The sequence below is a fragment of the Afifella sp. IM 167 genome, assembly GCF_020144925.1.
Lineage (GTDB): Bacteria > Pseudomonadota > Alphaproteobacteria > Rhizobiales > Afifellaceae > Afifella.
On the sequence record NZ_NSLC01000005.1, the window covers coordinates 60020 to 85267 of the forward strand.

A 25248-nucleotide genomic window follows, 5' to 3' on the forward strand; every position below is an offset into this window, starting at 1 on the left:
CGAGATGTTCCGCTCAGCGATGCGCCGGGCCGGCGAGAAGCGCGGCGCTTTCCTGCCGCTCCTCCTCCGCGCGTGTCGCGCGCGCCTGCCACCTTGCCGCCTCGTTGCGCTGCCGGCGCGCCTGGCGCCGGTATTTGCGCTGGCCGTTCCACATCACCAGAGCCCCCGCGATGGCGCCGAGCGCGAAGGCGGCGAAGGCCACCTGATAGAGCGCCAGTTCCAGGCTGAGCACCTGGTCGCCGGAATCGAACGGATTGAGATGCACGATTGCCGTCTGGTCGTTGGCGACGGCCAGAAGCGCCGCCACCACGAGCAGCGGCAGGAGGATGATCCACTTCAGGAGCCAAGCGAGCCTTGCCACTCTTCTACTCGCCTCCGCCGTTCAGCCTGATGCGCATTTCTTTCCCCGTCTTGAAGAAGGGAACGTATTTCTCTGCCACCGAAACGGCTTCACCCGTCCGCGGGTTGCGTCCGGTCCTGGCAGGGCGGTTCTTCACCGAAAAGGCGCCGAACCCCCTGAGCTCCACGCGGTCGCCCCTGCAAAGGGCGCCCACGATCTCGTCGAGGATCGCATTCACGATCGCCTCCACATCCCTTTGATAGAGGTGCGGATTGCGGTCGGCAAGCTTCTGGACGAGCTCCGACTTGATCATCGCCGGCCCCCTAGCGATCTGATCTTATTGATGAATTACCCTGCCAAACGGAAACGAGGCCGTCAACTGCCAGTCTCTCGGGGAGATGGCCTAAAACGGAAGAAATACCCTCGTTCACGCCGAGAGACTTAAGAAGAAACGAAGCCGTCGCGGCAGTTATGCCGCCCAGTTCATAGTCGTTCTTCTTCCAGTCTTTCGCAGGCAGGCTGCTCGGCACTGCATGTGCCGTCTCCAGCCAGGCTCTGGCGGTGTCTTCATCTCCAACTTCATCGATGAGACCGTTCGCCGCGGCCTGCCGGCCGGAGAAGATTCGCCCGTCGGAAAGCGCCTTTGCTTCCTGGGGCTCGAAGTCGCGCCGCTCCGCGACCAGTCCGACGAACCAGTCGTAGGAGCTGTCGATGACGGCCTGCACCATCGCCAGCGCCTCCGGGCTCGGCTTCTCGAACGGCGTCGGCTCGCCTTTGAGGGGCGCGCTCTTCACCTCGACATAGTCGACGCCGATCTTCTGGAGCAGATCCTGGATGGTGGCAAACTGCAGAATGACGCCGATCGAGCCTGTGATCGCCGTCTCGCGCGCCACCACGTGGTCGGCGCCGATCGCCGTCAGATACGCCGCCGAGGCGCCGAGCCCGTCGATCACCGCCACGACGGGCTTTTTCGACGCCGCGTCACGCACGGCACGGTAGAGTGCCTCGCCGCCGGCCGCCGCGCCGCCGGGTGAATCGATCCGCAGCACGATCGCCTTCACAGCGCTGCTCGCCGCCGCCTTCTTCAGGGTGTCGACGGCTTCCGGCCGGGTAGGGATGAAACCGTCGACCGTGATGCGCGCCACCTGGGCGCCGCGCCCGCCGAACCAGCCCAGCGATCCCGCGACCGCCACGATGGCCACCACGACGACGACAAACGCCATGACGCGCCAGAAACTGGCGCGGCGCCTCAATCGTCGCCGTTCGATGAGATCTTCTGCATTCATTGCCGCCTCCTTTTTGCGAGGTAGCAGCCGGTCACGAAAGCCGCAAGCATGTTGGTTGTCCTCCGATTTTTCGCAATTAGGCGCGGTGCCCGTGTGGCGTCCCCCCGGACGCGCCGCTAGACTTGTCCCATGCCCGCATCTCAAGCCCATGCCGCGATGCCGATCGCCGAGCCCGCCGCCGCGCCTGAAGACGTGCCGGCCAAGGTCGCCGAAAGCCCTGCGCGTCCGCTCGCGGCCGAGCGTCCGACGCCGATGATGGAGCAGTATATCGAGATCAAGGCGGCGAACCCCGATTGCCTGCTGTTCTACCGGATGGGCGACTTCTACGAGCTCTTCTTCGACGATGCGGAGAAGGCCTCGCGCTGCCTCGGCATCACGCTGACGAAGCGCGGCAAGCATCTCGGCGAGGATATCCCGATGGCGGGCGTTCCCGTCCACGCCGCCGACGATTACCTCCAGAAGTTGATTTCCTCGGGTTTCCGCGTTGCGGTCTGCGAGCAGACGGAAGATCCCGCCGAGGCGCGCAAGCGCGGCTCCAAATCGGTCGTCCGCCGCGAAGTGACGCGCCTCGTCACCCCCGGCACGCTGACGGAGGAGACGCTCCTCGATGCAAGGCGCAACAATTTCCTCGCCGCCCTCGTGCGCATTCCCGCTTCCGATGGCGAGCCGGCCTCCCACGCCCTTGCCTGGATCGACATTTCCACCGGCGAGTTCCGCGTCACCAGCCTCGGGCCGGGGGCGCTGGAACGGTGCCTCGCCCGCCTGGAGCCGAGCGAGATCATCCATGCCGACCGGCTTTCGGGCGATGGCGAGCTTGAAGCCGCCGCCCGCCTCGTCGGCGCCACGCTTTCCCCGCTCCCGGCCTCCTTCTTCGAGGCGGCGACGGCCGAAGAGCGCCTGAAGGCCGCCTTCGGCATCGCTTCGCTCGACGGTTTGGGTGCCTTCTCCCGGCCGGAGACCGCGGCCGCCGCGGCCATCCTCTCCTATGTGGAGAAGACGCAGATCGCCGCACGGCCGCCGCTCGCCCCGCTCGCCCGCGAGAGCGAGGGCGCGGCCATGCGCATCGACGCCTCGACCCGCGCCAATCTGGAGCTCTTCAGGACGCTTTCGGGCGAAAAGCGCGGCTCGCTGCTGGCGGCGATCGACCGGACTGTCACGCCGGCGGGCTCGCGGCTCCTCGCCCAGCGGCTCGCCAGCCCGCTCACCGATCCCGCCGCCGTCAACGAGCGGCTCGCCAGCGTCGCCTTCTTCCTGGAGGCGGAAAATCTGCGTCTTCGCCTGCGTCAGATCCTGGCCGGGGCGCCCGATATCCTGCGTGCCGCCACGCGTTTGAGCCTCGACCGGGGCGGCCCGCGCGATCTCGCCGCCCTCTCGGGCGGCATCCGCGCGGCCGGCGAGGCGTTCTCACTCCTGCACGGGGCGGAAGCCGCCGCCGGCCCGGAGCTCGCTGGCCTCCTGACGGCGCTGTCAGAGGCCCCTGCCGATCTTGCGGGGGCGATCGACGCCGCGCTCCAGGACGAGCTGCCGCTCCTGCGCCGCGACGGCGGCTTCGTGCGCCCCGGCTGCCGCGCCGATCTCGACGAGGCGCGGCTCCTGCGCGACGAGAGCCGGCGCATCATCGCCTCGCTGCAGCGCGAATATGCCGAAGCCACCGGCGTCAAGGCGCTGAAGATCCGCCACAACAACGTGCTCGGCTATTTCGTCGAGGTGGGCCAGAACCACGCCGGCCCGCTGCAGAGGGAGGATTCGGGCTTCATTCACCGACAGACGCTGGCGAGCGCCATGCGTTTTTCGACGCCCCGCCTCGGCGAGCTGGAGCGCGAGATTTCCTCCGCGGGCGAGCGGGCGCTGGCCATCGAGCTGGAGGTCTTTGCCGATCTCTGCGCTCGCTGCGCCGGCGCCGAGACGGCGATCCGCCGCGTGGCCGAGGCGCTCGCCGCCCTCGACGTCGCCGCTGGTTTCGCCGAGCTCGCCGCGCTCGAGAACTACGCCCGGCCGCATGTCGACGCCTCGCTTTCCTTCCAGATCGAGGACGGCCGCCATCCGGTGGTCGAGCAGGTGCTCCGCGCCGCGGGCGAGAGTTTCGTCGGCAATGCCTGCGCGCTCGGTACGCAGAGCGACGAAAAGGGCCGCCTCTGGCTTGTCACCGGCCCCAATATGGCCGGCAAGTCGACGTTTCTGCGCCAGAACGCGCTGATCGCCATCCTTGCCCAGGTTGGCGCCTACGTGCCGGCCAGGAGCGCCCGCATCGGCGTCGTCGACGCGCTCTTTTCGCGCGTCGGCGCGGCGGACGACCTCGCCCGCGGCCGCTCCACCTTCATGGTGGAGATGATCGAGACCGCGGCGATCCTGAACCAGGCGGGGCCGGCGGCCCTCGTCATCCTCGATGAGATCGGCCGCGGCACGGCGACCTTCGACGGGCTTTCCATCGCCTGGGCGGCGGTCGAGCACCTGCACGAGAAGAACGCCTGCCGCACGCTCTTTGCCACCCACTATCACGAGCTGACGGCGCTTTCCGGCAAGCTGGCCCGGCTCGACAACGCCACCATGCGGGTAAAGGAATGGAAGGGAGACGTCGTCTTCCTGCACGAAGTCGTGCCCGGCGCTGCCGATCGTTCCTACGGCATCCAGGTGGCCAAGCTCGCCGGCCTGCCCGCGCCGGTGATCGCGCGCGCCCGCACCATCCTCGACCGGCTCGAGGCGGCCGACCGGCGCAAGAGCCCGGCCGAGCTTCTCGGCGAACTGCCGCTCTTTGCCGCAAGGCCGGAGCCCGCCGCGCCGCAGGAGGAAGCTGCGCTATCTATGCTGGATACGCTCGATCCGGATGGGCTCAGCCCGCGTCAGGCACTCGATGCCTTGTTTGAATTGAAACGCCTGCGCCGTTCCGGCAAGAGTTCCTGACAGGACGCGATTCTCCAGAGAAATCCTTGGCTTCAACCCGCATTTCAGACCTTCCAGTCGATCCCGAGCGTCTCCAGGGCCTGTTCGCCGAGGTTGCCGCCGAAGCCGATCCCGGCAGCGCCGGCCCGCGCGGCCGCCTCTTGTCCGGCCTGAAGGAGATCCTGAAGGAAGGAAAGGCCACCGTTCGCGCCGATCTCAAGGCCGACGGCAAGGGGACGCGCGCCGCCGAGCGCCTTTCCGCCCTCTTCGACACGGTCATCGTCTCGCTCTTCGATCTCGGAGGGAAGATCTACCGCGCCGACAATCCCTCTTCGGCGGAGCGGCTCTCCATGGCCGCGGTCGGCGGCTACGGCCGCGGCACGCTCGCGCCCGGCTCCGACATCGATCTTCTCTTCCTGTTTCCCTACAAGGCGACGCCCTGGTCGGAAAGCATCACCGAGTTCGTCCTCTACATGCTGTGGGATCTCGGCGTGAAGGTCGGTCACGGCACGCGCACGGTGAACGAATCGATCCGCATGTCCCGCCAGGACATGACGGTGCGCACGGCGATGCTGGAGGCGCGCTTTCTGTGCGGCGACGAGGATCTCTTCGCCGAATTCCAGCAGCGCTTCGACAAGGATGTCGTCGCCGGAACGGCGCCCCAGTTCATCGCCTCCAAGCTTGCTGAGCGCGATTCCCGCCACGCCCGCATCGGCGGCTCGCGCTATCTCGTCGAGCCGCAGGTCAAGGAAGGCAAGGGCGGTCAGCGCGACCTGCAGACCCTCTACTGGATCGCCAAATACGCCTATCGCAGCGCCTCGGGCGGCGAGGCGCTGGTCGACGCGGGGCTTCTGACGCGCGCCGAATACCGGCTCTTCCGCCGCTGCGACGATTTCCTCTGGGCGGTGCGCTGCCATCTGCATTTCATCACCGGCCGGGCGGAGGAGCGTCTTTCCTTCGACCTGCAGCGCGAGCTCGCCCGCGAGCTCGGCTACCAGCGCCATCCTGGCCTGAGGGCCGTCGAGCGCTTCATGAAGCACTATTTCTGGGTGGCCAAGAACGTCGGCGACCTGACGCGCATCGTCTGTGCGGCGCTGGAGGAGCGCCAGCAGAAGAAGGAGGCGCGCCTCAACCGGCTCCTGCGCTCCATCACCTCGCGTCGCCACACGCCGGAGGCGACGGAGGATTTCTACGTCGAGAACAACCGCCTCCACCAGATCGACGACGAGGTCTTCGAGCGCGATCCGGTCAACCTCATCCGCGTCTTTTTCCTCGCCGCGCAGGGAAGCCATGCCTTCCATCCCGATACGCTGCGTCTCGTCACCAAGTCGCTGAAGCTGATCGACCGCAAGCTTCAGAACGACGAGGAGGCCAACCGGCTCTTCCTCAAAGTGCTGTGCTCGGGCGACAACACCGAGGTGGTGCTGCGCCAGATGAACGAGACCGGCGTCCTCGGCCGCTTCATCCCGGAATTCGGTCGCATCGTCTCCATGATGCAGTTCAACATGTACCACCACTACACGGTGGACGAGCATCTCATCCGCACCGTCGGCACGCTGGCGGCGCTCGATTCCGGCCGCCTGGCCGACGAGCTGCCGCTCTCGGCCGAGCTGATGCCCGAATTTCGCGACAAGACCATCCTCTATGTCGCCCTGCTTTTGCACGACATCGCCAAGGGAAAGCCGGAGGACCATTCGGTCGCCGGCGCCCGCATCGCCAGGCGGCTATGCCCGCGCTTCGGCATGACGCCGCAGCAGACCGAAACCGTCTCCTGGCTGGTGCGCGAGCATCTGACCATGTCGATCACCGCCCAGTCGCGCGACCTCGCCGACCGTCGCACCATCCTCGATTTCGCCAAGGTGGTGCAGACGGTGGAGCGGCTGAAGCTCCTGCTCATCGTCACCGTCTGCGACATCCGCGCCGTCGGCCCGGGGGTGTGGAACGGCTGGAAGGGCCAGCTCCTGCGCGCCCTCTACCACGAGACCGAGCTCATCCTGACGGGCGGCCATTCCCGCGTGGCGCGCAAGGAGCGCATCGCCGGCGCCCGCCAGGAGCTCGCCGAGCATCTGCCCGACTGGTCGCCGCAGGAGCGCCAGGCGCTCCTCGACCTCCATTATCCGGCCTATTGGCTGCGCACGGCGCTGGAAGACCAGATCCGCCATGCGCGCTTCCTGCGCCGGGCGGGCGAGCAGGGCCTCGCCTTCGCCCACGAGGTCAAGGTGCGCGAATTTGCCGGCGTGACGGAAATCTGCATCCTGGCGCCCGACCATCCCCGGCTCCTGTCCGTCATGGCGGGCGCCTGCGCGGCGACGGGGGCCAACATCGTGGACGCCCAGATCTTCACCACCACCGACGGGCGGGCGCTCGATACCATCGTCATCGGCCGCGAATTCGATATCGATGCCGACGAGGAGCGGCGCGCCGAGCGCATCGCCAGGATCATCGAGCAGGCGCTTCAGGGCGAGGCGCGCCTGCCCGACATGCTCGCCAAGCGCCGCCAGGGTCCCTCCAAGCGCGATGCCTTCTCCATCGAGCCGGACATCCGCATCGACAACAACCTGTCGGACCGCTTCACCGTGGTGGAGATCGCCTGCCTCGATCGCATCGGTCTCCTCTACGATCTGACGCGGGTCATCGCCGACCTCAATCTCGACATCGCCTCGGCCCATATCGCCACCTTCGGCGAGCGCGCCGTCGACACCTTCTATGTGACCGATCTTCTCGGCCACAAGATCACCGCCGAGGCGCGCCAGAAGCGCATCCGCGAGCAGCTGATCGAGGCGATAGGCGGGGCAAGCACCGCAAAACCCGCTCTGGCGCGCGCATGATCCAGATCCGCCGGGAAATGGGCATGCGCGTCCCCGCGGCCCACGCCCCTGTGTCCGCCCCCGTCTTCCAAAAAAAGGGCGGCGCCGCATGAGCCTTGTGAAGAAATTCCTCTCCGTCGGCGGCGCCACGCTCGCCAGCCGCGTCCTCGGCTTTGCCCGCGAGATGATGATCGCCGCCACGCTCGGCGCCGGGCCGGTGGCGGACGCCTTCTACGCCGCTTTCCGCTTCCCCAATCTCTTTCGACGCCTCTTCGCCGAGGGCGCCTTCAACTACGCCTTCGTGCCGCTCTATTCGCGCCGCCTGGAGGGCGACGGCGAGGAGGCGGCCCGCCGTTTCGCCGAGGACGTGCTGGCCGTCCTCCTCCTCACGCTCCTGGCGCTGACCGGCCTCGTCATGGTGGCGACGCCCTTCATCGTCACCGTCCTCGCCCCGGGCTTTCGCGAGGATCCGGTCAAGTTCGCGCTCACCATCGACCTCTTCCGGATCATGTTCCCCTACCTGGTCCTGATGTCGCTGACGGCGATGATCACCGGCGTCCTCAATGCCCACCGCCGCTTCTTCATCCCGGCTCTCGCCCCGGTCCTGCTCAACGTCACCACCATCGGCGCGCTCGGCGCCACCCTGTGGTACGGCATGGAAGGCGAGGAGGTCGGCCGTGTCCTTTCCTGGTCGGTGCTCGCCGCCGGCATCCTGCAGCTCGCCATGGTCGTCCTCGCCGCCCGCGCGATCGGCTTTTCCATCCGCTTGCGCCGCCCGCGCCTGACGCCGGGCGTGAAGCGCCTCCTCTGGCTTGCCGCGCCGGCCGCCGCCACCGGCGGCATCACCCAGATCAACCTCTTCATCGGCCAGATCATCGCCTCCACCAAGGCAGGCGCCATCTCCATCCTGCAATATGCAGACCGGCTCTATCAGCTCCCCCTCGGCGTCGTCGGCATCGCCATCGGCGTCGTCCTCTTGCCGGAGCTCTCCCGCACCCTGAAGGCGGAGCATTTCCGCGAGGCGACGCATGTGCAGAACCGGGCGCTGGAATTCGCCCTCTTTCTCACTTTGCCGGCCGCCGCGGCGCTGATCGCCATTCCGGAGACGCTCGTCTCCGTCCTTTTCGAGCGCGGCGCCTTCGCGCCGGAAACGGCCGAGGCGACGGCGCGGGCCCTGCGCGTCTTCGGCTTCGGCCTTCCCGCCTTCGTCCTCGTCAAGGTCTTCAACCCCGGCTATTTCGCCCGCGAGGATACCAAGACGCCGATGAAGTTCTCGGCGATCGCGGTGGCCGTCAACGTCACCCTGGCGCTCAGCCTCTTTCCCATCTTCGCCGAGGCGGGCATCGCCGCCGCCGAGGCCGTTGCCGGCTGGACCAACATCGTCCTGCTTCTGACGACTTTGCGCCGCCGCGGCCACTGGACGGTCGACGGCATTGTCATGAAGCGCGGCCCGCGCATCCTCGCCGCCTCGCTCTTCCTCGGTGCGGTCCTTTATGCCGGCGCCTGGTGGCTCGCCCCCTTCATGCAGCCGGGTGAGCCCTTCCTCATTCGCTTCGGCGTGCTTTTCGGCCTCTGCGCCGCCGCCGGCATTGTCTATTTCGCCTTCGCCCATCTGATCGGCGCCTCGGATCGGAAGAACCTCGCCGCTCTCCTGCGCCGCCGCCCGGCCGGCGGTTCCCAGTAAGCGCCCGCCTCTCCGGCCCGCGGCAGCGCCGGCCTTGCGCGGGGGCGGGCGATTGGCCATAAGGCGCGCCGGCACAGCCAAATTCCCGCCCCGGATCCCGACATGACCAAATTCCCAGAGCGCGTCTTCTCCGGCATGCAGCCGACGCATTCCCTGCATCTCGGCAATTATCTCGGCGCCATGATCAACTGGGTGAAGATGCAGGAGACGCACGACTGCATCTATTGCGTCGTCGACATGCACGCCCTCACCGTCTGGCAGGAGCCCGAGGAGCTGGTTTCCAACAGCCGCGAACTGGCCGCCGCCTATATCGCCTGCGGCGTCGATCCCGAGCGCTCGGTCATCTTCAACCAGTCCGCCGTCTCCGCCCATGCCGAGCTCGCCTGGGTGTTCAACTGCGTCGCCCGCATGGGCTGGCTGAGCCGCATGACGCAGTTCAAGGAAAAGGCCGGCAAGGACCGCGAGAACGCCTCCGTCGGCCTCTTCGCATATCCGACGCTGATGGCGGCCGACATCCTCGCCTATCGGGCGACGCACGTGCCGGTCGGCGAGGACCAGAAGCAGCATCTGGAGCTGGCGCGCGACATCGCCCAGAAGTTCAACAACGACTATTCCGCCTCCATTGCCGCGCATGGCCATGGCGAGGCCTACTTCCCGCTGCCGGAGCCCTTCATCACCGGCCCGGCGACGCGCGTCATGAGCCTTCGCGACGGCACGAAAAAGATGTCGAAATCGGAGGCCTCCGATCTGTCGCGCATCAACATGACCGACGATGCCGACGCCATCGCCCAGAAGTTCCGCAAGGCGCGCACCGATCCCGAGCCCCTTCCCTCCGAGGTCGAGGGGTTGAAGGAGCGGGCCGAGGCCGACAATCTCGTCGGCATTTTCGCCGCCCTCAGGGACACCACCAAGGCGGATGTCCTTGCCGAATACGGCGGCCGCGGCTTTGCCGAGTTCAAGCCGGTCCTCGCCGAGCTGGCAGTCGAGCGCCTGTCGCCGATCGCCGCCGAGATGCGCCGCCTTCTCGCCGATCCGGCGGAGATCGACGCCGTTCTCGCCCGCGGCGCCGATCGGGCGCGCGAAATTGCCGGGCCGATCATCGACGAGGTCAAGGACATCGTTGGTTTCCTGCGGCCGGGGCACTAGCGCTTGCTGGCGGGCGAAGCAGATGGCAGCATGAGGACATGATGCGGCCAAGACGCGCACGCGCCGAGGGGCACAAGCGCAAATTCCTCGTGGTGATCGACGACACGCCGGAATGCGTGCGGGCGCTGCGCTATGCCGCCAAGCGTGCCGAGCGCACCAACGGCGCCGTGGTCCTGCTTTTCGTCACCGAGCCGAGCGACTTCCAGCACTGGCTCGGGGTGGAAGAGGTGATGCGCGCCGAGGCGATGGAGGAGGCGGAGAATATCCTCTCCCGCTTTGCCGCACGCATGAGCGAGATGTCGAACATCGAGCCGGAGCTCGTCATCCGCGAGGGCAAGCGCGCCGAGGAGATCCGCCAGCTCATCGAGGAGGACGAGGACGTCGCCATACTCGTCCTTGCCGCCAGCGGCGGCACCGAAGGGCCGGGCCCGCTCGTCACCTCCATCGCCCAGAAGGGGGCGGGCGCCTTCCCGATCCCGGTCACCATCGTTCCGGAGACCCTCACCGACGAGATCATGGACGAGATCGTCTAGGCTGGGTGGCAGGCAGTTTTCCGGCGGCTTTGGCGCAAGAGCCGATGGCGCTTGACTTCGAGCGCGCTCGAAGTCCTAGCCTGCGAAGCGTCGTGACGAGAAAAAGCCCATGAAGATCGGTGAACTGGCGAGGCGCTCGGGCCTGAGCGCCCATACGATCCGCTATTATGAAAGGATCGGTCTCCTTCCCCCCGCGGGACGGGGAGCCTCCGGCCAGCGCGACTACGACGCCTCGATCCTTGTCTGGATCGCGTTTCTGGAGCGTCTCAAGGCGACGGGAATGCCGATCCGCGAAAGGCTGCGCTACGCGGCTCTGCGCGAGCGGGGCGGCGGCACCGAAGACGAGCGCAGCGCGCTTCTTGAGCGCCACCGCGATCGTGTGCGGGCCCATATTTGCGAGCTTCAGGCCTCTCTTCTCGTCCTCGATCACAAGATCGCCGGCTATTCCGCCGGCAAGGAGAGGACCAGGCAACATGACGCAGAAGCAGAATTTCGCAGAGAGCCGGCTGGATCGCGGAAGGCGGGCACTCGCTGAGATCGACGGCGAGGGCGGCGAGAAGGTCGTCGCCTCCCTGGCCGATATCGCCCCGGACTTCGCCACCTATCTTCTGGAATTCCCTTTCGGCGACATCTACTGCCGGGAAGGGCTCGCCCTGCGCGACCGCGAGATCGCGACCATCGCGGCGCTGACGGCCATGGGCACCGCACAGCCGCAGCTGAAGGTCCACATCGCGGCCGGTCTCAATGTCGGCCTGGAGCGCGAGGAGATCGTCGAGATCATCATGCAGATGGCCGTCTATGCCGGCTTCCCGGCAGCCCTCAACGGCCTTTCTGCGGCGCGGGAAGTCTTTGCCGGACATGCAAAAGAGGCTTCCACATAGGCGGCGGTCCCGTTTCGTTCGCGGGCTTTCCCTACCGGAAGAATAAAATAGGAACAAAGGCAAAGCCCGCAGGAAGCCGCCATTCCGGGGGCCTCCCGGAGGGCACTTTCCACAGGTTGCTCACACCCCCTTCATCGGGGTCTCGGTATTCTACCTAACGTCGGAGAGAGCCGCCAGTCGCTTTTTCGACGGCTGCGACGATGCGGCTGGAAACCGCCTCGATTTCGGCTTCCGTCAGCGTCCGGTCGTCCGGCGTCATTGTCACCTCGATGGCGATCGATTTCCTTCCCTCGCCGATCGAAGCGCCGCGGAAGACGTCGAAGACGCCGATCTGCGAGATCAGGTTCTTCTCCGCCCCTCTGGCCGCCCGCACGATCTTCTCGGCGGCCACGTCCTCCTCGACGACGAAGGCGAAATCGCGCCGCACCGGCTGGTAGTCGGAGGTGTTGAGCGCCCCGCGCGCCGCCCGCTGGGCCTTCGGCACCGGGATCGCGTCGATGTCGATCTCGAAGGCGACCAGCGGCCCGGCGACATCGAGGGCTTCAAGGACGCGCGGATGCACCTCGCCGAAGGTGGCAAGCCGGTTCTTCGGCCCGAGCCCGATCGTGCCGACCCGCCCCGGATGGTACCAGGAGGGACCGTCGGCCATCACCTGCACCTTGTCGACGGGCGCGCCGAGCGCTTCCAGAACCGCGAGCGCATCGGCCTTGGCGTCGAAGACGTCGACGGCGCGGGGCGCGGCGAGCGAGCTGCGCGACCCCGTCATCCCCTGGCGGATGCCGGAGGCGTGCAGCCGCTCCTCTTCCGGCCCGTCGCCGAGATAGACCTGTCCCACCTCCGAGATCGCCTGGCTCTCCGCGCCGCGGTCGGCGTTGCGCCCGGCAGCCGCCACCAGCCCGGCGAGCAGCGAGGGCCGCATGTCGGAAAGCTCGGTGGAGATCGGATTGTCGAGCTTGAGGCGCGTCTCGCCGCCACCGAAGAGCGCGGCCTGGTCGGAAGGCAGGAAGGACCAGGTGACGGCCTCGTTGAAGCCGCGGCTCGCGAGCGCTCTTGCGGCGCGGAAGCGCCGGCGCTGGCGCACCGAAAGCTTCGGCGTCGTCACCGCCTCGAGCCTCGGCAGGATCACGTGCTCGATCTTTTCCAGCCCGTGGATGCGCACGATCTCTTCCACGAGGTCGGCCTCGCCGGAAACGTCCGGCCGCCAGGAGGGCACGGAAACGACGACGTCGTCGCCGGCCCCGGCGACGGCAAAGCCGAGCGCTTCCAGGATATCGACCTGCCGCTGCGGATCGATGCGAACGCCCGCCAGGCTCTCCACCCGCGAAAGGCGCAGGCCGATGGTCTTTTCGCGGATCGGCGGCTTGCCGGCGAGAAGGATCTCGGAAGCTTCGCCGCCGCACATGTCGAGGATGATGCGCGTGGCGATCTCCGCCCCGGGCTCGGCGAAGGCCGGGTCGACGCCGCGCTCGAAGCGGTAGCGCGCATCGGAATTGAGGTTGAGCTTGCGCCCCGTGGCGGCGGTGCGCACCGGATCGAACCACGCCGATTCGAGGAACACCTCGGTGGTCTCCGCGGTGACGCCGCTCGCCTCGCCGCCCATCACGCCGGCGATGGCTTCCGGCGCGGCCTCGTCGGCGATTACCGTCATCGTCTCGTCGAGCGTGTAGGTACGCCCGTCGAGCGCCTCGATCGTCTCGCCGGGACGGGCAAGGCGCGCCGAGATGTTGCCTTTTACCTTGGCCGCGTCGAAGACGTGCAGCGGTCGCCCATAGGCATGCGTCATGTAGTTGGTGACGTCGACCAGCGCCGAGATCGGGCGAAGCCCGATGGCGCGCAGCCGCTTCTGCATCCAGGCCGGCGAGGGTCCGTTCGTGACGCCGCGGATATAGCGGCCGACGAAGAGCGGGCAGGGGCTGTCGTCGCCGTCGAAGGCGAGCGAGACGCCGATCGGGCTCTTGAAGGTGCCTTCCACGGGCGCGTCGGCGAGCGGCTTAAGCGTGCCGAGCCCGGCCGCGGCGAGGTCGCGCGCCACGCCGTAGACGCCGAGCGCGTCGGGCCGGTTCGGCGTCACCGCCACGTCGATCACCGGATCGTCGAGCCCGGCCCAGGCGGCATAGCTTGTTCCCACCGGCGCGTCGGCCGGAAGGTCGATGATGCCTTCATGGTCGTCGGAGAGCAGCAGTTCCCGTTCGGAAACGAGCATGCCGTTGGAGGCCTCGCCGCGCAGGTTGCCGGCCTTCAGCTCGATGCCGGTGCCCGGCACGAAGGAGCCGACCGGGGCGAAGACGCCGATCATGCCGGTGCGCGCATTCGGCGCGCCGCAGACGACCTGCACGGTCTCGCCGGTCCCGGGATCGACCATGCAGACGCGCAGGCGGTCGGCATTGGGATGCTGTCGCGCCTCCAGCACCTTGGCGATCACGAAGGGCGAAAGTGCCTCGGCGGGATTGCTGAGACTCTCGAGCTCGAGCCCGATCATGGTGAGCTTGTCGGCGATCTCCTCGGCCGAGGCGTCGGTGTCGAGGAAGTCCTTGAGCCAGGAAACGGTGAATTTCATCGGAAACTGCGGGGGTAAGACGTGTCGGCGTTCACCTAGACGCCTCGGGCCTGAGTGGCAAGGCGGCCCGGCCGCGCGTCAGTGCACCACGGCCTGGTCGATCAGCACCGTCGCCCGGGTCTCCACCGTCCAGTTGCCGACCTTCACCGGCTTTCGCTCGGGCGAGGGCGCCGACTGGCAGGCCGCCAGGAGGCCGATGACGAGGCCGGCAGCGAGCAGGGGGAAAAGCGGAAAAAGCCCGGCGGAAGGCGTGCTTCCGCCGGGCTTCAAGCCGGCCGCGCGCCGGGACGGGGGGCTATTCTCGGCGCGGGCGGCAAGGTGTGTTCCATTCATGGGCGAAGGCTAGCAGCGTGGCGCGTCCTTACCCAGCATCCTTCTGCATGGCCGCTCTTCACGCGGCGGCCTCAGGCGGCCTTCGCGGCGTCCATGAAGCCGGTAATGTCGTGCTCCAGTCTCATCAATTGCTGTTCCAGGGTGCCGCGTGCGGTGTCTACCTGGTGCGCGCAGTCGGAGGCGGAGGTGGTGGAGCGGTTGAGTGCCTCCATGCTCTCCACGACCGAGCGGGCGTTGTTGGCGGTCTGCTGCACGTTCGAGGCGATGTCGGCCGTGGCGGCGGTCTGTTCCTCGACGGCGGCGGAGATCGTCGTTGCGATGACGCTTACCTCCTCGATAATGGTGGCGATCTGTCCGATGGAGGTCTCGGTTTCCTGCGTCGCCTGCTGGATCGCCGAGACCCGCGAGATGATGTCCGTGGTCGCCTTGGCGGTCTGGCCGGCCAGCGCCTTCACCTCCTGGGCAACGACGGCGAAGCCCCGGCCGGCGTCGCCGGCGCGCGCCGCCTCGATCGTGGCGTTGAGGGCGAGAAGGTTCGTCTGCGCCGCGATCTGGTTGATGAGGTCGACCACCGCCCCGATGTGCCGGGCATGTTCGGAAAGCCCCGAGACGGCCTCCTTGGTCGCCTGCGTACCGGTCACGGCCCGGGTGACGATCGTCGCCGAGCGCCCGGCCTGTTCGGATATCTCGCGCACCGAGGCGGCGAGTTCTTCTGTCGCCGCCGCTCCGGCCTGCATGTTGGAGGCGGTCTGCTCGGCGGCCGCCACGATGGACGTGGCAAGATTGCTCGCGCTTTCCGTGGTGACGGAGAGCGTCTCGGCGCTGCGGGCAAGACCGGAATTGGCGTCGCGGGAGACCGACAGGCTTTTTTCCGCCGCATCCCAGAAGTCCCTGACGGCCTGGTCGAGCGCCTGCCCGCGCTTCTGCCGCTCCTCGATCAGGACGTCCTGGTAGACGGAGATGGCGAGGTCCATGTCGAGCATGATGGCGCGCTGCAGGCAGTGCATCTGCTGGATACGCTTCCTCTCGCCGCCGCGCATGCCCAGCACGTGCTCGGCGAGCGCGCCCATGAGGAAGGAATAGCCGCCGATATACCAGCGTGGTTCGAGCCCGATCTTGTGGTGCACGAGGCCAATGCGGCGGATGCTGGCGACGTACTCCTCGTCGAAGCGGCCGTCGAAGAGATGCCGCCAATGGCTCGTCTGCATGTCGATCAGCCGCGCCTGGCGCTCTCCGACCATCTCTGCGAGCTTCGGCACCTGGCGGATATGGGCGTAGAAGCTCTCGAGCATTTTCGGCAGCGTTGGCTCCAGCTTCGGCCACATCGCCCGCAGTTCAGCGCGCTCCGCTTCTCCGATCTCGAGGAATCGCAGGCGCTCGCCCAATGACGCGCTGGCTTCCATGTTGGCCCTCCGTTGTACGACGAGTTACGGAGTTTGCATGTTGCAGCGCTGGGTTGCGTGAGGCTTGCCGTGCGACCCTTCGGCGAGGAATGTTTGAATTGCCCTAATCTGGAAAGCAAACCGGCGCGGCGGCAGGGAAGCCGCCGCGCCGGTTCGCGCGCAATGAAGCTGGGAGTTCTAGCTCAGCCCTTCGGCGACGCTCGGCATGTCGAGGGCGGAAAAGCCGTAATGGCGCAGCCATCTGAGGTCCGCCTCGAAGAAGGCCCGAAGGTCCGGGATGCCGTACTTCAGCATGGCGAGCCTGTCGAGCCCCATGCCGAAGGCGAAGCCCTGGTATTTTTCCGGATCGAGCCCGCCGGCGCGGATGACATGCGGATGCACCATGCCGGAGCCTAAAATCTCCAGCCAGTCCTCGCCCTCGCCGATCTTCAGTTCGCCGCCGACCCACTGGCAACCGATATCGACCTCCATGGAAGGCTCGGTGAAGGGAAAGTGCGACGGGCGGAAGCGCATCTTCAGCTCCTCCACCTCGAAGAACGCCTTGCAGAATGCCTCCAGCGTCCCCTTCAGGTGACCCATATGGGTCGTCTCGTCGATGACGAGGCCCTCGATCTGGTGGAACATCGGCGTGTGCGTGCGGTCCGAATCGGAGCGGAAGGTGCGTCCCGGCGCGATGATGCGGATCGGCGGCTCCTCGGCCTCCATGGTGCGGATCTGCACCGGCGAGGTATGCGTGCGCAGTACCATGCGTGAGCCGTCTTCCTTCGGCGCCAGGTAGAAGGTGTCCATCTCCTGGCGGGAAGGGTGCTCGGGCGGAATGTTGAGCGCACCGAAATTGTACCAGTCGTTCTCGATATGCGGTCCCTCGGCGACGGAAAATCCCATATCGGCGAAGATGGCGATCACCTCCTGCCAGACCTGCGTCGTCGGGTGGATGGTGCCCTTCGTCTCCGGCCGCGGCGGCAGCGTGACGTCGATCGTCTCGCTCTTCAGCCGCGCTTCCAGCGCCTTTTCCTTCAATTCGCCGCGCCGCGTCTCCAGCGCCTCGGCGATGCGCGCCTTCAGCCCGTTGAGGGCGGGGCCGGCGACCTGCCGCTCCTCCGGGCTCATCTTGCCGAGGCCCTTCAGCCTTTCGGAGATCGCGCCCTTCTTGCCGAGCGAGGCGATGCGCGCTTCCTCCAGCGCCGCTTCGTCGCCGGCCTGGTGGATACGCTCGGTGATGTCGCGCTCCAGCGCGTGAAGATCTGTCATCTGGTCCATGGCTCACTCCGCGGGGAGGCTCTAGCCCATCTTGGCGCCCGCTGGAAAGGCCCGAACGGGCCGCATGGGCGCCAAGGGGAGCCGGCGGCCGCCCGCGCCGCCGGGATCGGCGCGCAAACGAAAAAGGGCGGCCATCGGCCGCCCCGTAATGCCTTTGCGAAAGCCCTGCCGCCTCAGCGGACCGCCGCCTCGTATTCGTTGGCGGTGTGGTCCTTCAGGTAGGCGAGCGCCTCCTTCGCCTGGCCGGCGAGCGCGGTGAACGCCTCCGGCTCATGGATGGCGATGTCGGCGAGCACCTTGCGGTCGACCTCGATGCCGGCCTTGGAGAGGCCGTCGATGAGGCGGCCATAGGTGAGGCCGTTCAGCCGGGCCGCGGCGTTGATGCGCTGGATCCACAGGGCGCGGAACGAGCGCTTCTTGGCGCGCCGGTCGCGATAGGCGTACTGGTTCGCCTTCTCCACCGCCTGCTTGGCGGCGCGGATCGTGTTCTTGCGCCGGCCGTAATAGCCCTTGGCCTGCTTGATGATCTTCTTGTGCCTGGCGTGAGCCGTCACGCCGCGTTTTACACGTGCCATGTTCGGGTCTCCTTAGCGCTGGTAGGGCATGTATTTGCGAACGATGCGCGCATCCTGCTCCTCCAGCACCATGGTGCCGCGGGCGTTACGGATGAACTTGTTCGAGCGCTTGATCATGCCGTGCCGTTTGCCGGCGGCGGCAACCTTGATCTTGCCCGTCGAGGTGAACTTGAAGCGCTTTTTGGCTCCCGATTTGGTCTTCATCTTGGGCATTTGGCTCTCCTTTCCATGACAAAGAGGCCCCGCCGGTGCGGAGCCTTTCGGTCGGCTCGTATCAGAGCGTTCTGGATCGCCACGGCATGCCCTTTTTCCGCCGAGGCGGAGAGCCGGGCGATCCGGCAGCGGCGCTTATAGGGGCGGCCTTCCTCGAAGGCAAGCCCGCCCCGCGCGCCAACGGCGTCTCCCGCCACCGAAATGCTCGGCGGCCGGCCGTCTTTCTGCGATGTGAGGGGCCGTACCGGCCGGCCCCGTTCGCTCAGGCCTGAGCCTTCTCGGGCTCGCCCTCGGCCTCGTCCGTTTCGGCCTCGGCCTCCACCTGATCCTCGGCTTCCTCGGCCGCTTCCGATTCCTCGGCCTCTTCGGCCTCGGCCTGGTTGCGGCTGGCCTTGGCGGCGGCCTTGTCGGCCAGCTTCTTCGCCTTCTCGATGGCGGCGAGCTTCTTCAGGTCCGGCGCCAGGATCATGATCATCTGGCGGCCTTCCATCTTCGGGTCGTGCTCGACCTTGGAGATGTCGCCCAGCTGATCGCGCACCTTGAAGAGGACCTCCAGGCCGAGTTCCTGATGCGCCATCTCGCGGCCGCGGAAGCGCATGGTCATCTTCACCTTGTCGCCGTCTTCCACGAAGCGGCGGGCGTTGCGCATCTTCACGTCGTAGTCGTGCGTGTCGATGTTCGGCCGCATCTTCACTTCCTTGACGTCGACGGTCTTCTGCTTCTTCCGCGCCTCGGCAGCCTTCTTCTGCGAAATGTATTTGAACTTGCCGTAGTCGAGAATCTTGCAGACGGGCGGACGCTGGTTGGGCGAAATCTCCACGAGATCGAGCCCGGCCTCGGCGGCGATGGCCTTGGCCTCGTCCGTGGCGATGATGCCGTGATTGGTGCCTTCATGATCGATCAACTGGATCTCGGGCAGCCGGATCTCGTCGTTGACGCGGGGCCCCTCCTTCACCGGAGGCGGCGCACGGTGTGGTCTGCGAATGGTGAGCTCTCCTCATATAGTTCAAGATAGATTGGACGACGCGAGCGGCCTTTTGCCGGCGCGCGTGCGAACACTATAGCATCCCGGCGCGGCAATCGAAATGTCGGCGCGCCGAAGAAACGGGTTCGACCTTTTAGGCGCGGGAATTACCTCTTCCGCGCGCCCGAAGGAATCTCGTCGTAGAGCTTAAGCGTTGCCGCGGTCATCGCCGCAAGGGAGAAAGTCGCCGCATGCGCCCTAGCGCGCCGCGCGACGGCCTCCCGCTCCACATGGGGAAGGGCGAGCGCCGTCTCAAGGGCGCGCGCCAGCCCGGCGCTGTCGCCGGCGCTCACGCGCCAGCCGCTGCGCTCCTCGTCATCTGCCTCCGGTGGGGCGAGCACCGTCTCGCGCGCCGGGCCGAGATCGGAGACGATGGTGGGCACGCCCATCGCCTGCGCTTCCACCGCGAAGCGGCCGAAAGCCTCCGGTTCGGTGGAAGCGACGACGGCGAGCGAGGCAAGGGCGAGTGCCGCCGGCACGTCGTCCGTATGGCCCGGCAGGAAGACGCGGCCGGAAAGCCCCAGCCCCTCGGTCTGCGCGAGGAGCCGGGCGCGATAGGATTCCCGCCCCTGTGCGTCGCCGGCGAGGACGAGCGCGAAATCGGCCTTCTGCGCGATCCGTGCGGCCGCCTCGATCAGCACTTCCTGTCCCTTCCAGCTGGTGAGCCGCGCCACGTTGAGGATGATCGGCGTGCCTTCGGCGATGCCCCATTGCGCGCGCAGCTGGCCGGTTCGCTCCGGGCCGATCGCGCCAGGGTCGAAGCGTGAGAGGTCGGTGCCGCGATAGATGGTGGTGATGCGACCTTTTGGCGTGCCGTGTCGGGCCGCGATGAGATCGGCCGTATAGCCGGAATTGGCGATGACGGCGTCGCCCCGCGCCATGACGGAATTGTAAAAGCCCTTCAGCGCCGATTTCTGGCCGTAGATGCCGTGATACGTGGTGACGAACGGCACGCCGGTCATCCGGCAGGCGAGAAGCGCCGACCAGGCGGGCGCCCGGCTCCTCGCATGCACGATGTCGACGCTGCGCGCCCGTACCAGAGCGGCGAGCCGGCCCGCATTTGCCACCATGACGAGAGGATTTTTCGAGGCGAGCGGAAGTTCGCAAAGTTCCCCGCCGGCCGCCTTCAGCTCCGCTTCCATCCGCCCGCCCTCGCTCGCGACGAGCGCGATGTCGCCGCGTGCGGAGAGGGCTGCCGCGATATCGACAGCCGTGCGCTCCGCCCCGCCGGTATCGAGGTTCGGGATCACCTGTAAAATGGTTTTCGACATCTTGCGGTTGACTGCCGGGGGCTCGAAGGGCACCTCAATCTCGAGGCGGCCGGATGAAACCAAGAGCGGAACGAGACATAGATTGATGTCCCTGGACTTGCAAAGCATGGCCGTCGGCAAGGGCGGCGCTGAAAGACAGATCGCGGTATTGGCGCGCCCGGGGGTCGGTCCGGGCCTCTTCTGGCTCGGCGGCTTCAAGTCGGACATGGAAGGCACCAAGGCGCTGGCGCTTGACGGCTGGGCGGCCGAGACCGGCCATCCCTGCGTCCGCTTCGACTATTCCGGGCACGGCCGCTCGCAAGGCGAGTTCCGTCACGGCACCGTCTCGCGCTGGCTGGAAGAGGCGCTCGCCGTTTTCGAGCGCTTCACCTCCGGTCCGCAGATTATCGTCGGTTCCTCCATGGGCGGCTGGCTGGCGCTGCTTCTGGCCAAGACGCTGCGCGAGCGCGGCGAGGTCTCGCGCCTGAAGGGCCTTATCCTGATCGCTCCGGCCGTCGACATGACCAAGGTGCTGATGAGCGACCTCTTCGGCGATAAGGAGCGGGCGGAGATGGCCGAGAAGGGCTTCGTCTCGCAGCCCTCGGAATATTCCGAGGAGCCCTATCTCCTGACGAAAGAGCTGATCGAGGATGGGGAGCTGCATCTTTTCGGCGAGGCGCCGATCGAAGTCGCCTGCCCGGTCCATATCATCCAGGGCATGCAGGATAGCGATGTTCCCTACCGTCACGCCGAGAAGCTTGCCGACCGGCTCTGCTTCGACGATGTGGTCGTCACCATGGTGCGCGAGGGCGACCACCGGCTCTCGCGGCCACAGGACCTTGAACGCCTCGTCGCCGCGGTCGCCGTCATGGCCGGGGAGGGGGAGGCGGCTCCCCCCGCCTGAGGCCGCTTCGCCCGCCTTTCCGCCGCGCCCCCGGGCCCTGCGGATGTTGGACAACGGCAAGGATTCATGCGAACCAGAAGGCTATGGCGACAGAGGTCAAAATCTGCGGGTTGAACACCCATGAAGCGGTCGAGGCGAGCCTTGCCGCGGGTGCCGATTTCCTGGGTTTCGTCTTCTTTGCGAAGAGCCCGCGCAATGTCGGCTTCGCGGAGGCGGCGGCCCTCGCCGAGGCCGTCGGCGACAGGGCCCGAAAGGTCGCGCTCACCGTCGATGCCTCCGACGCGCTCATCGCGGATATCGTCGCGGCCCTCGGGCCTGATTTTCTGCAGCTTCACGGCGCCGAAAGCCCGCAGCGCGTGCGCGAGGTGGCGGAAAGGTTCTCCCTGCCCGTCGTCAAGGCGCTCGGCATCGGCAGTGCGGAAGATCTCGCCGTGGTTCGCCAATATGCCGGCATCGCCGATCGGCTTCTCCTCGATGCGCGTCCCCCGAAAAGCGCCACCCGGCCCGGCGGCAACGGAGAGGTGTTCGACTGGTCGCTGCTGACCGGCTTTGAGCCGGGCGTGCCCTGGTTCCTCTCCGGCGGCCTCGATCCGAAGAACGTCGCCGAGGCCGTCCGGCGCACCCGTGCCCCGGCTGTCGACGTTTCCTCCGGGGTTGAAAGCGCTCCCGGAAAGAAAGACGTGAGCCGTATCGCCGCCTTCGTCGCCGCCGTCAGAAAGGCGGATTCGCCAGGCAGCGGTGACACGCCGAAAGATGCCCGGCGCGCCGCGCGGCCCGTCGCCGCGCTCTGAACCGACAACCTGCAGGAAAGAGGCACGCCGCAATGGCAGAGCCCGGTCTGAAACCCAATACCTACCGCAGCGGTCCCGACGAGACCGGGCATTTCGGCATGTTCGGAGGGCGCTTCGTCGCCGAGACGCTGATGCCGAACATCCTGGAGCTGGAGGCCGCCTACAAGGCCGCCAAAGAGGATCCCGAGTTCCACGCCGAGCTCGCCTCGCTTGCCACCCATTATGCCGGCCGTCCGAGCCCGCTCTACTATGCCGAGCGGCTGACGGAGCATCTGCGCGAAGCCGCGCCGGCCGGGCGGGGCGCCAAGGTCTATTTCAAGCGCGACGAACTCAACCACACCGGCTCGCACAAGATCAACAACTGCCTCGGCCAGATCCTGCTCGCCCGCAAGATGGGCAAGAGCCGCATCATCGCCGAGACGGGCGCCGGCCAGCACGGCGTCGCTTCCGCAACGGTGGCGGCCCGCTTCGGCCTGCCCTGCACGGTCTATATGGGCAAGACGGATACCGAGCGGCAGAAGCCCAACGTCTTCCGCATGCGCCTCCTCGGCGCCGAGGTGAAGCCCGTCACCGCCGGCGCCGGCACCCTCAAGGACGCCATGAACGAGGCGCTGCGCGACTGGGTGACGAATGTCGAGGACACCTACTACATCATCGGCACGGCGGCCGGCCCGCACCCCTATCCGGAGCTGGTGCGCGACTTCCAGTCGGTCATCGGCCGCGAGGCGAAGGAGCAGCTGCAGGAGATGGAAGGCCGTCTGCCGGATGCGCTCGTGGCCTGCCTGGGCGGCGGCTCCAACGCCATCGGCCTCTTCCATCCCTTCCTCGACGACGAGAGCGTGAAGATCTACGGGGTCGAGGCCGGCGGCCACGGCCTGGAGGTCGAGAACGGTCATGCCGCCTCTCTGAATGGCGGGCGTCCGGGCGTCCTCCACGGCAATCGCACCTATCTGCTTCAGGATGGCGACGGCCAGATCCTGGAAGGTCATTCCATCTCGGCCGGCCTCGATTATCCGGGCATCGGTCCCGAGCACGCCTTCCTCAAGGATTCCGGGCGTGTCACCTACGTCTCGGCGACCGACAGGGAGGCGCTCGACGCCTTCCAGCTCTGCACCCGGCTGGAGGGCATCATCCCGGCGCTGGAGCCGGCCCATGCGCTTGCGGAGGTAATCAAGCTTGCGCCGCGGATGGATCGCGACCAGATCATCGTGATGAACATGTGCGGCCGCGGCGACAAGGACATCTTCGCCGTTGCCGGCCATCTCGGTATGGATATCTAGGGAGCGGGGACATGACCTATTTCGAGATCTACCGCGCGGTCCAGAATCCGCAGCACTACGTCGCCGTCCGCGCCGGCGATCAAAGCGCCAACGCCGAGGGCGTGCGCGCCAGCGAAAATCTCGTCTTTCTGACCACCATCCCCGACGACGAAGAGCCCCGCATCGCCTTCGATGCCGAAGTGGCCCGCGAGCGCATCGAGCGCGACGGCTTCTATGCCTTCAACGTCACCATCGAAGTGCGCGAACATGTCGGCTGACGCCTCCTCAGGCCGGATCGCCCGGCGCTTTGCCGCCGTCCGCAACGAATTGCGGCCGGCCCTCGTCACCTTCGTCACGGCGGGTGATCCCGATCTTGCCACCAGCGAGAAGATTCTGGCCGCGCTGCCCGGCGCCGGCGCCGACATCATCGAGCTCGGCATGCCCTTCTCCGATCCGATGGCCGACGGCCCGGCCATCCAGGCGGCCGGCCTGCGCGCCTTGAAGGCGGGCCAGACGCTCAGGAAGACGCTCGCCATGGTGCGCCGTTTCCGCGAGATCGACGCCGATACGCCGATCGTGCTGATGGGCTACTACAACCCGATCTATCAGTACGGCTCGGAGAAGTTCGTCGCCGATGCCTGCGATGCCGGTGTCGACGGCCTCATCGTCGTCGACCTGCCGCCCGAGGAGGACGAGGAGCTCTGCATCCCGGCCCTGAAGGGCGGGCTGAACTTCATCCGCCTCGCCACCCCGACCACCGACGACAGGCGCCTTCCGAAGGTGCTGCAGAACACCTCGGGCTTCGTCTATTACGTCTCCATCAACGGCATCACCGGTTCCGCCGCGCCCGACAGCACCCGGGTCGCCGAGGCGGTGGATCGCATCAAGGCGCATACCGAACTTCCCGTCGCGGTCGGCTTCGGCGTCAGGACGCGCGAGCAGGCCGGCGCCATCGGCCGCACCGCCGACGGCGTCGTCGTGGGCTCGGCCATCGTCCAGGCGGTTGCCGCCAGCCTCGACGAAGACGGCAAGGCGACCCAGAACACCGTTTCCGCCGTGACGGCGCTCGTCGGCGAGCTCGCCGAGGGTGTGCGCCTTTCGCGCCAGATGGCCGCGGAATGACGGCGACCGAACAGGAGCTTTCCCCGTGAACTGGATTTCCAACGTCGTCCGGCCGAAGATCCGCGGTCTGTGGACCAAGCGCGAGACGCCGGACAACCTCTGGGTCAAATGCCCGGAGACGGGCGCCATGGTCTTCTACAAGGACCTGGAGGCGAACCAGTTCGTCTTCCCGGGCTCCGGCTATCACCAGCGCATCGATGCGCGCACCCGCCTGCGTCTCTTTCTCGATTACGGCCAGTGGACGGAGATCGGCTTTCCCGAGCCCGTCGTCGATCCGCTGCGCTTTCGCGACGAGCGCCGCTACACCGACCGCCTGAAGGGCGCCAAGGCCAAGACCGGCCTCAAGGACGCCATCCTCGTCGGCGAGGGCAAGGTGGAAGGCGTCAGCGTCGTCGTGGCGGTGCAGGATTTCGAATTCATGGGCGGCTCGCTCGGCATGGCCGCGGCCGAGGCGCTGATCGCCGGCGCCGAGGCGGCCTTCGAGCGCGGCGTGCCCTTCGTCCTCGTCACGGCCTCGGGCGGAGCGCGCATGCAGGAGGGCATCCTCTCGCTCATGCAATTGCCGCGCACCACCGTCGCCGTCGACAGGCTGAAGGAGGCCGGCCTTCCCTATATCGTCGTCCTCACCAACCCGACCACGGGCGGCGTCACGGCCTCCTACGGCATGCTGGGCGACATCCATATCGCCGAGCCCGGCGCCCTCATCGGCTTTGCCGGCCCGCGCGTCATCGCCCAGACCATCCGCGAGAAGCTGCCGGAGGGCTTCCAGCGCTCCGACTATCTTCTCGAGCACGGCATGATCGACATGGTCGTGCCGCGCCAGGAGCTCCGCCAGGTGGTGGCACGCATCTGCCGCATGCTGATGCATCTTCCCGAAGCGCCGCAGGTCGCCGACGAGCATGCCGAGGAGCCGGCGGAAGTGATCGCCCCTTCGGCCACGCCGGCCGATGGCCCGCCGAGCGAGCCGGATCCGCCGCAGCAGCAGCCTGCCTGACCGGCC

Annotated in this window: 23 protein-coding genes and 1 pseudogene; 13 read left to right on the forward strand and 11 right to left on the reverse strand. The window is 67.2% G+C overall.

Going from position 1 to position 25248, the window contains the following annotated elements:
* Positions 1-13 precede the first annotated feature (13 nt).
* From CLD20_RS20380 to sppA, 3 genes are read right to left on the reverse strand one after another with little or no spacing between them, the layout of a single operon-like run.
* Positions 14-361, reverse strand: coding sequence for a LapA family protein (locus tag CLD20_RS20380; protein ID WP_224406486.1), 348 nt, complete (start codon positions 359-361; stop codon positions 14-16).
* 4 nt (positions 362-365) lie between these two features.
* A complete protein-coding gene (locus CLD20_RS09995; RefSeq protein WP_224406487.1) occupies positions 366-653 on the reverse strand; it encodes an integration host factor subunit beta in 288 nt (95 codons plus the stop codon).
* A 10-nt stretch (positions 654-663) separates the two neighbouring features.
* Positions 664-1626 carry a signal peptide peptidase SppA gene (sppA, locus tag CLD20_RS10000; protein WP_224406488.1) on the reverse strand — a complete coding sequence of 321 codons (963 nt, stop codon included), beginning with the start codon at positions 1624-1626 and terminating at the stop codon, positions 664-666.
* 129 nt (positions 1627-1755) lie between these two features.
* On the opposite strand from sppA, the gene mutS reads away from it, so the two are divergent.
* The 7 genes from mutS (at position 1756) to CLD20_RS10035 (ending at position 11557) form a co-directional block, all read left to right on the forward strand.
* Complete coding sequence (gene mutS / locus CLD20_RS10005; RefSeq protein ID WP_370636854.1) at positions 1756-4527, forward strand: DNA mismatch repair protein MutS; 2772 nt, start codon at positions 1756-1758, stop codon at positions 4525-4527.
* A 26-nt stretch (positions 4528-4553) separates the two neighbouring features.
* A complete protein-coding gene (locus tag CLD20_RS10010) occupies positions 4554-7334 on the forward strand; it encodes a [protein-PII] uridylyltransferase (RefSeq protein WP_224406489.1) in 2781 nt (926 codons plus the stop codon).
* An 88-nt stretch (positions 7335-7422) separates the two neighbouring features.
* Positions 7423-8997 carry a murein biosynthesis integral membrane protein MurJ gene (murJ, locus tag CLD20_RS10015; RefSeq protein WP_224406490.1) on the forward strand — a complete coding sequence of 525 codons (1575 nt, stop codon included), beginning with the start codon at positions 7423-7425 and terminating at the stop codon, positions 8995-8997.
* 102 nt (positions 8998-9099) lie between these two features.
* On the forward strand, positions 9100-10143 hold the full coding sequence (trpS, locus tag CLD20_RS10020; RefSeq protein ID WP_224406491.1) for a tryptophan--tRNA ligase: 1044 nt from the start codon (positions 9100-9102) through the stop codon (positions 10141-10143).
* A gap of 38 nt (positions 10144-10181) precedes the next feature.
* A complete protein-coding gene (locus tag CLD20_RS10025; RefSeq protein ID WP_224406492.1) occupies positions 10182-10676 on the forward strand; it encodes a universal stress protein in 495 nt (164 codons plus the stop codon).
* 109 nt (positions 10677-10785) lie between these two features.
* Entirely contained in the window at positions 10786-11211 is a 426-nt protein-coding gene (locus CLD20_RS10030; protein WP_224406493.1) for a MerR family transcriptional regulator, read from the forward strand.
* Positions 11150-11557, forward strand: coding sequence for a carboxymuconolactone decarboxylase family protein (locus CLD20_RS10035; protein WP_224406494.1), 408 nt, complete (start codon positions 11150-11152; stop codon positions 11555-11557). The genes CLD20_RS10030 and CLD20_RS10035 overlap by 62 nt, the downstream gene beginning before the upstream one ends.
* A gap of 154 nt (positions 11558-11711) precedes the next feature.
* On the opposite strand, the gene pheT is transcribed toward CLD20_RS10035, so the two are convergent.
* The 8 genes and pseudogenes from pheT to CLD20_RS10075 all read right to left on the reverse strand — a co-directional run bounded on the left by pheT (position 11712) and on the right by CLD20_RS10075 (position 20193).
* A complete protein-coding gene (gene pheT, locus CLD20_RS10040) occupies positions 11712-14114 on the reverse strand; it encodes a phenylalanine--tRNA ligase subunit beta (RefSeq protein WP_224406495.1) in 2403 nt (800 codons plus the stop codon).
* A 78-nt stretch (positions 14115-14192) separates the two neighbouring features.
* Positions 14193-14384, reverse strand: a complete 192-nt coding sequence (locus CLD20_RS10045) for a hypothetical protein (RefSeq protein WP_224406496.1) — start codon at positions 14382-14384, stop codon at positions 14193-14195.
* 134 nt (positions 14385-14518) lie between these two features.
* Positions 14519-15850 (reverse strand): globin-coupled sensor protein, encoded by a 1332-nt coding sequence (locus tag CLD20_RS10050; protein WP_224406497.1) that lies wholly within the window; start codon positions 15848-15850, stop codon positions 14519-14521.
* Between the two features lie 177 nt (positions 15851-16027).
* On the reverse strand, positions 16028-17101 hold the full coding sequence (gene pheS, locus CLD20_RS10055) for a phenylalanine--tRNA ligase subunit alpha (protein ID WP_224406798.1): 1074 nt from the start codon (positions 17099-17101) through the stop codon (positions 16028-16030).
* Between the two features lie 182 nt (positions 17102-17283).
* Positions 17284-17685 carry a 50S ribosomal protein L20 gene (gene rplT / locus CLD20_RS10060; RefSeq protein WP_224406498.1) on the reverse strand — a complete coding sequence of 134 codons (402 nt, stop codon included), beginning with the start codon at positions 17683-17685 and terminating at the stop codon, positions 17284-17286.
* Positions 17686-17697: 12 nt separating this feature from the next.
* Positions 17698-17898: a 50S ribosomal protein L35 gene (gene rpmI, locus CLD20_RS10065; RefSeq protein WP_224406499.1), complete on the reverse strand. Its 201-nt coding sequence runs from the start codon at positions 17896-17898 to the stop codon at positions 17698-17700.
* Between the two features lie 454 nt (positions 17899-18352).
* Positions 18353-18883, reverse strand: a pseudogene (gene infC, locus CLD20_RS10070) (translation initiation factor IF-3); the annotation flags it as partial.
* Positions 18884-19029: 146 nt separating this feature from the next.
* Positions 19030-20193, reverse strand: a complete 1164-nt coding sequence (locus tag CLD20_RS10075; protein ID WP_224406500.1) for a glycosyltransferase family 4 protein — start codon at positions 20191-20193, stop codon at positions 19030-19032.
* Positions 20194-20278: 85 nt separating this feature from the next.
* Here CLD20_RS10075 and CLD20_RS10080 point away from each other — a divergent pair, with 85 nt between their 5' ends.
* The 6 genes from CLD20_RS10080 to accD all read left to right on the forward strand — a co-directional run bounded on the left by CLD20_RS10080 (position 20279) and on the right by accD (position 25242).
* Positions 20279-21076 (forward strand): carboxylesterase, encoded by a 798-nt coding sequence (locus CLD20_RS10080; RefSeq protein ID WP_224406501.1) that lies wholly within the window; start codon positions 20279-20281, stop codon positions 21074-21076.
* 83 nt (positions 21077-21159) lie between these two features.
* Complete coding sequence (locus tag CLD20_RS10085; protein WP_224406502.1) at positions 21160-21867, forward strand: phosphoribosylanthranilate isomerase; 708 nt, start codon at positions 21160-21162, stop codon at positions 21865-21867.
* A 32-nt stretch (positions 21868-21899) separates the two neighbouring features.
* On the forward strand, positions 21900-23147 hold the full coding sequence (trpB, locus tag CLD20_RS10090) for a tryptophan synthase subunit beta (protein ID WP_224406503.1): 1248 nt from the start codon (positions 21900-21902) through the stop codon (positions 23145-23147).
* 11 nt (positions 23148-23158) lie between these two features.
* Entirely contained in the window at positions 23159-23404 is a 246-nt protein-coding gene (locus tag CLD20_RS10095) for a hypothetical protein (protein ID WP_224406504.1), read from the forward strand.
* On the forward strand, positions 23394-24248 hold the full coding sequence (gene trpA / locus CLD20_RS10100) for a tryptophan synthase subunit alpha (RefSeq protein ID WP_224406505.1): 855 nt from the start codon (positions 23394-23396) through the stop codon (positions 24246-24248). Before CLD20_RS10095 ends, trpA begins: the two co-directional genes overlap by 11 nt.
* A gap of 25 nt (positions 24249-24273) precedes the next feature.
* Positions 24274-25242: an acetyl-CoA carboxylase, carboxyltransferase subunit beta gene (gene accD / locus CLD20_RS10105; RefSeq protein ID WP_224406506.1), complete on the forward strand. Its 969-nt coding sequence runs from the start codon at positions 24274-24276 to the stop codon at positions 25240-25242.
* Positions 25243-25248: the final 6 nt, after the last annotated feature.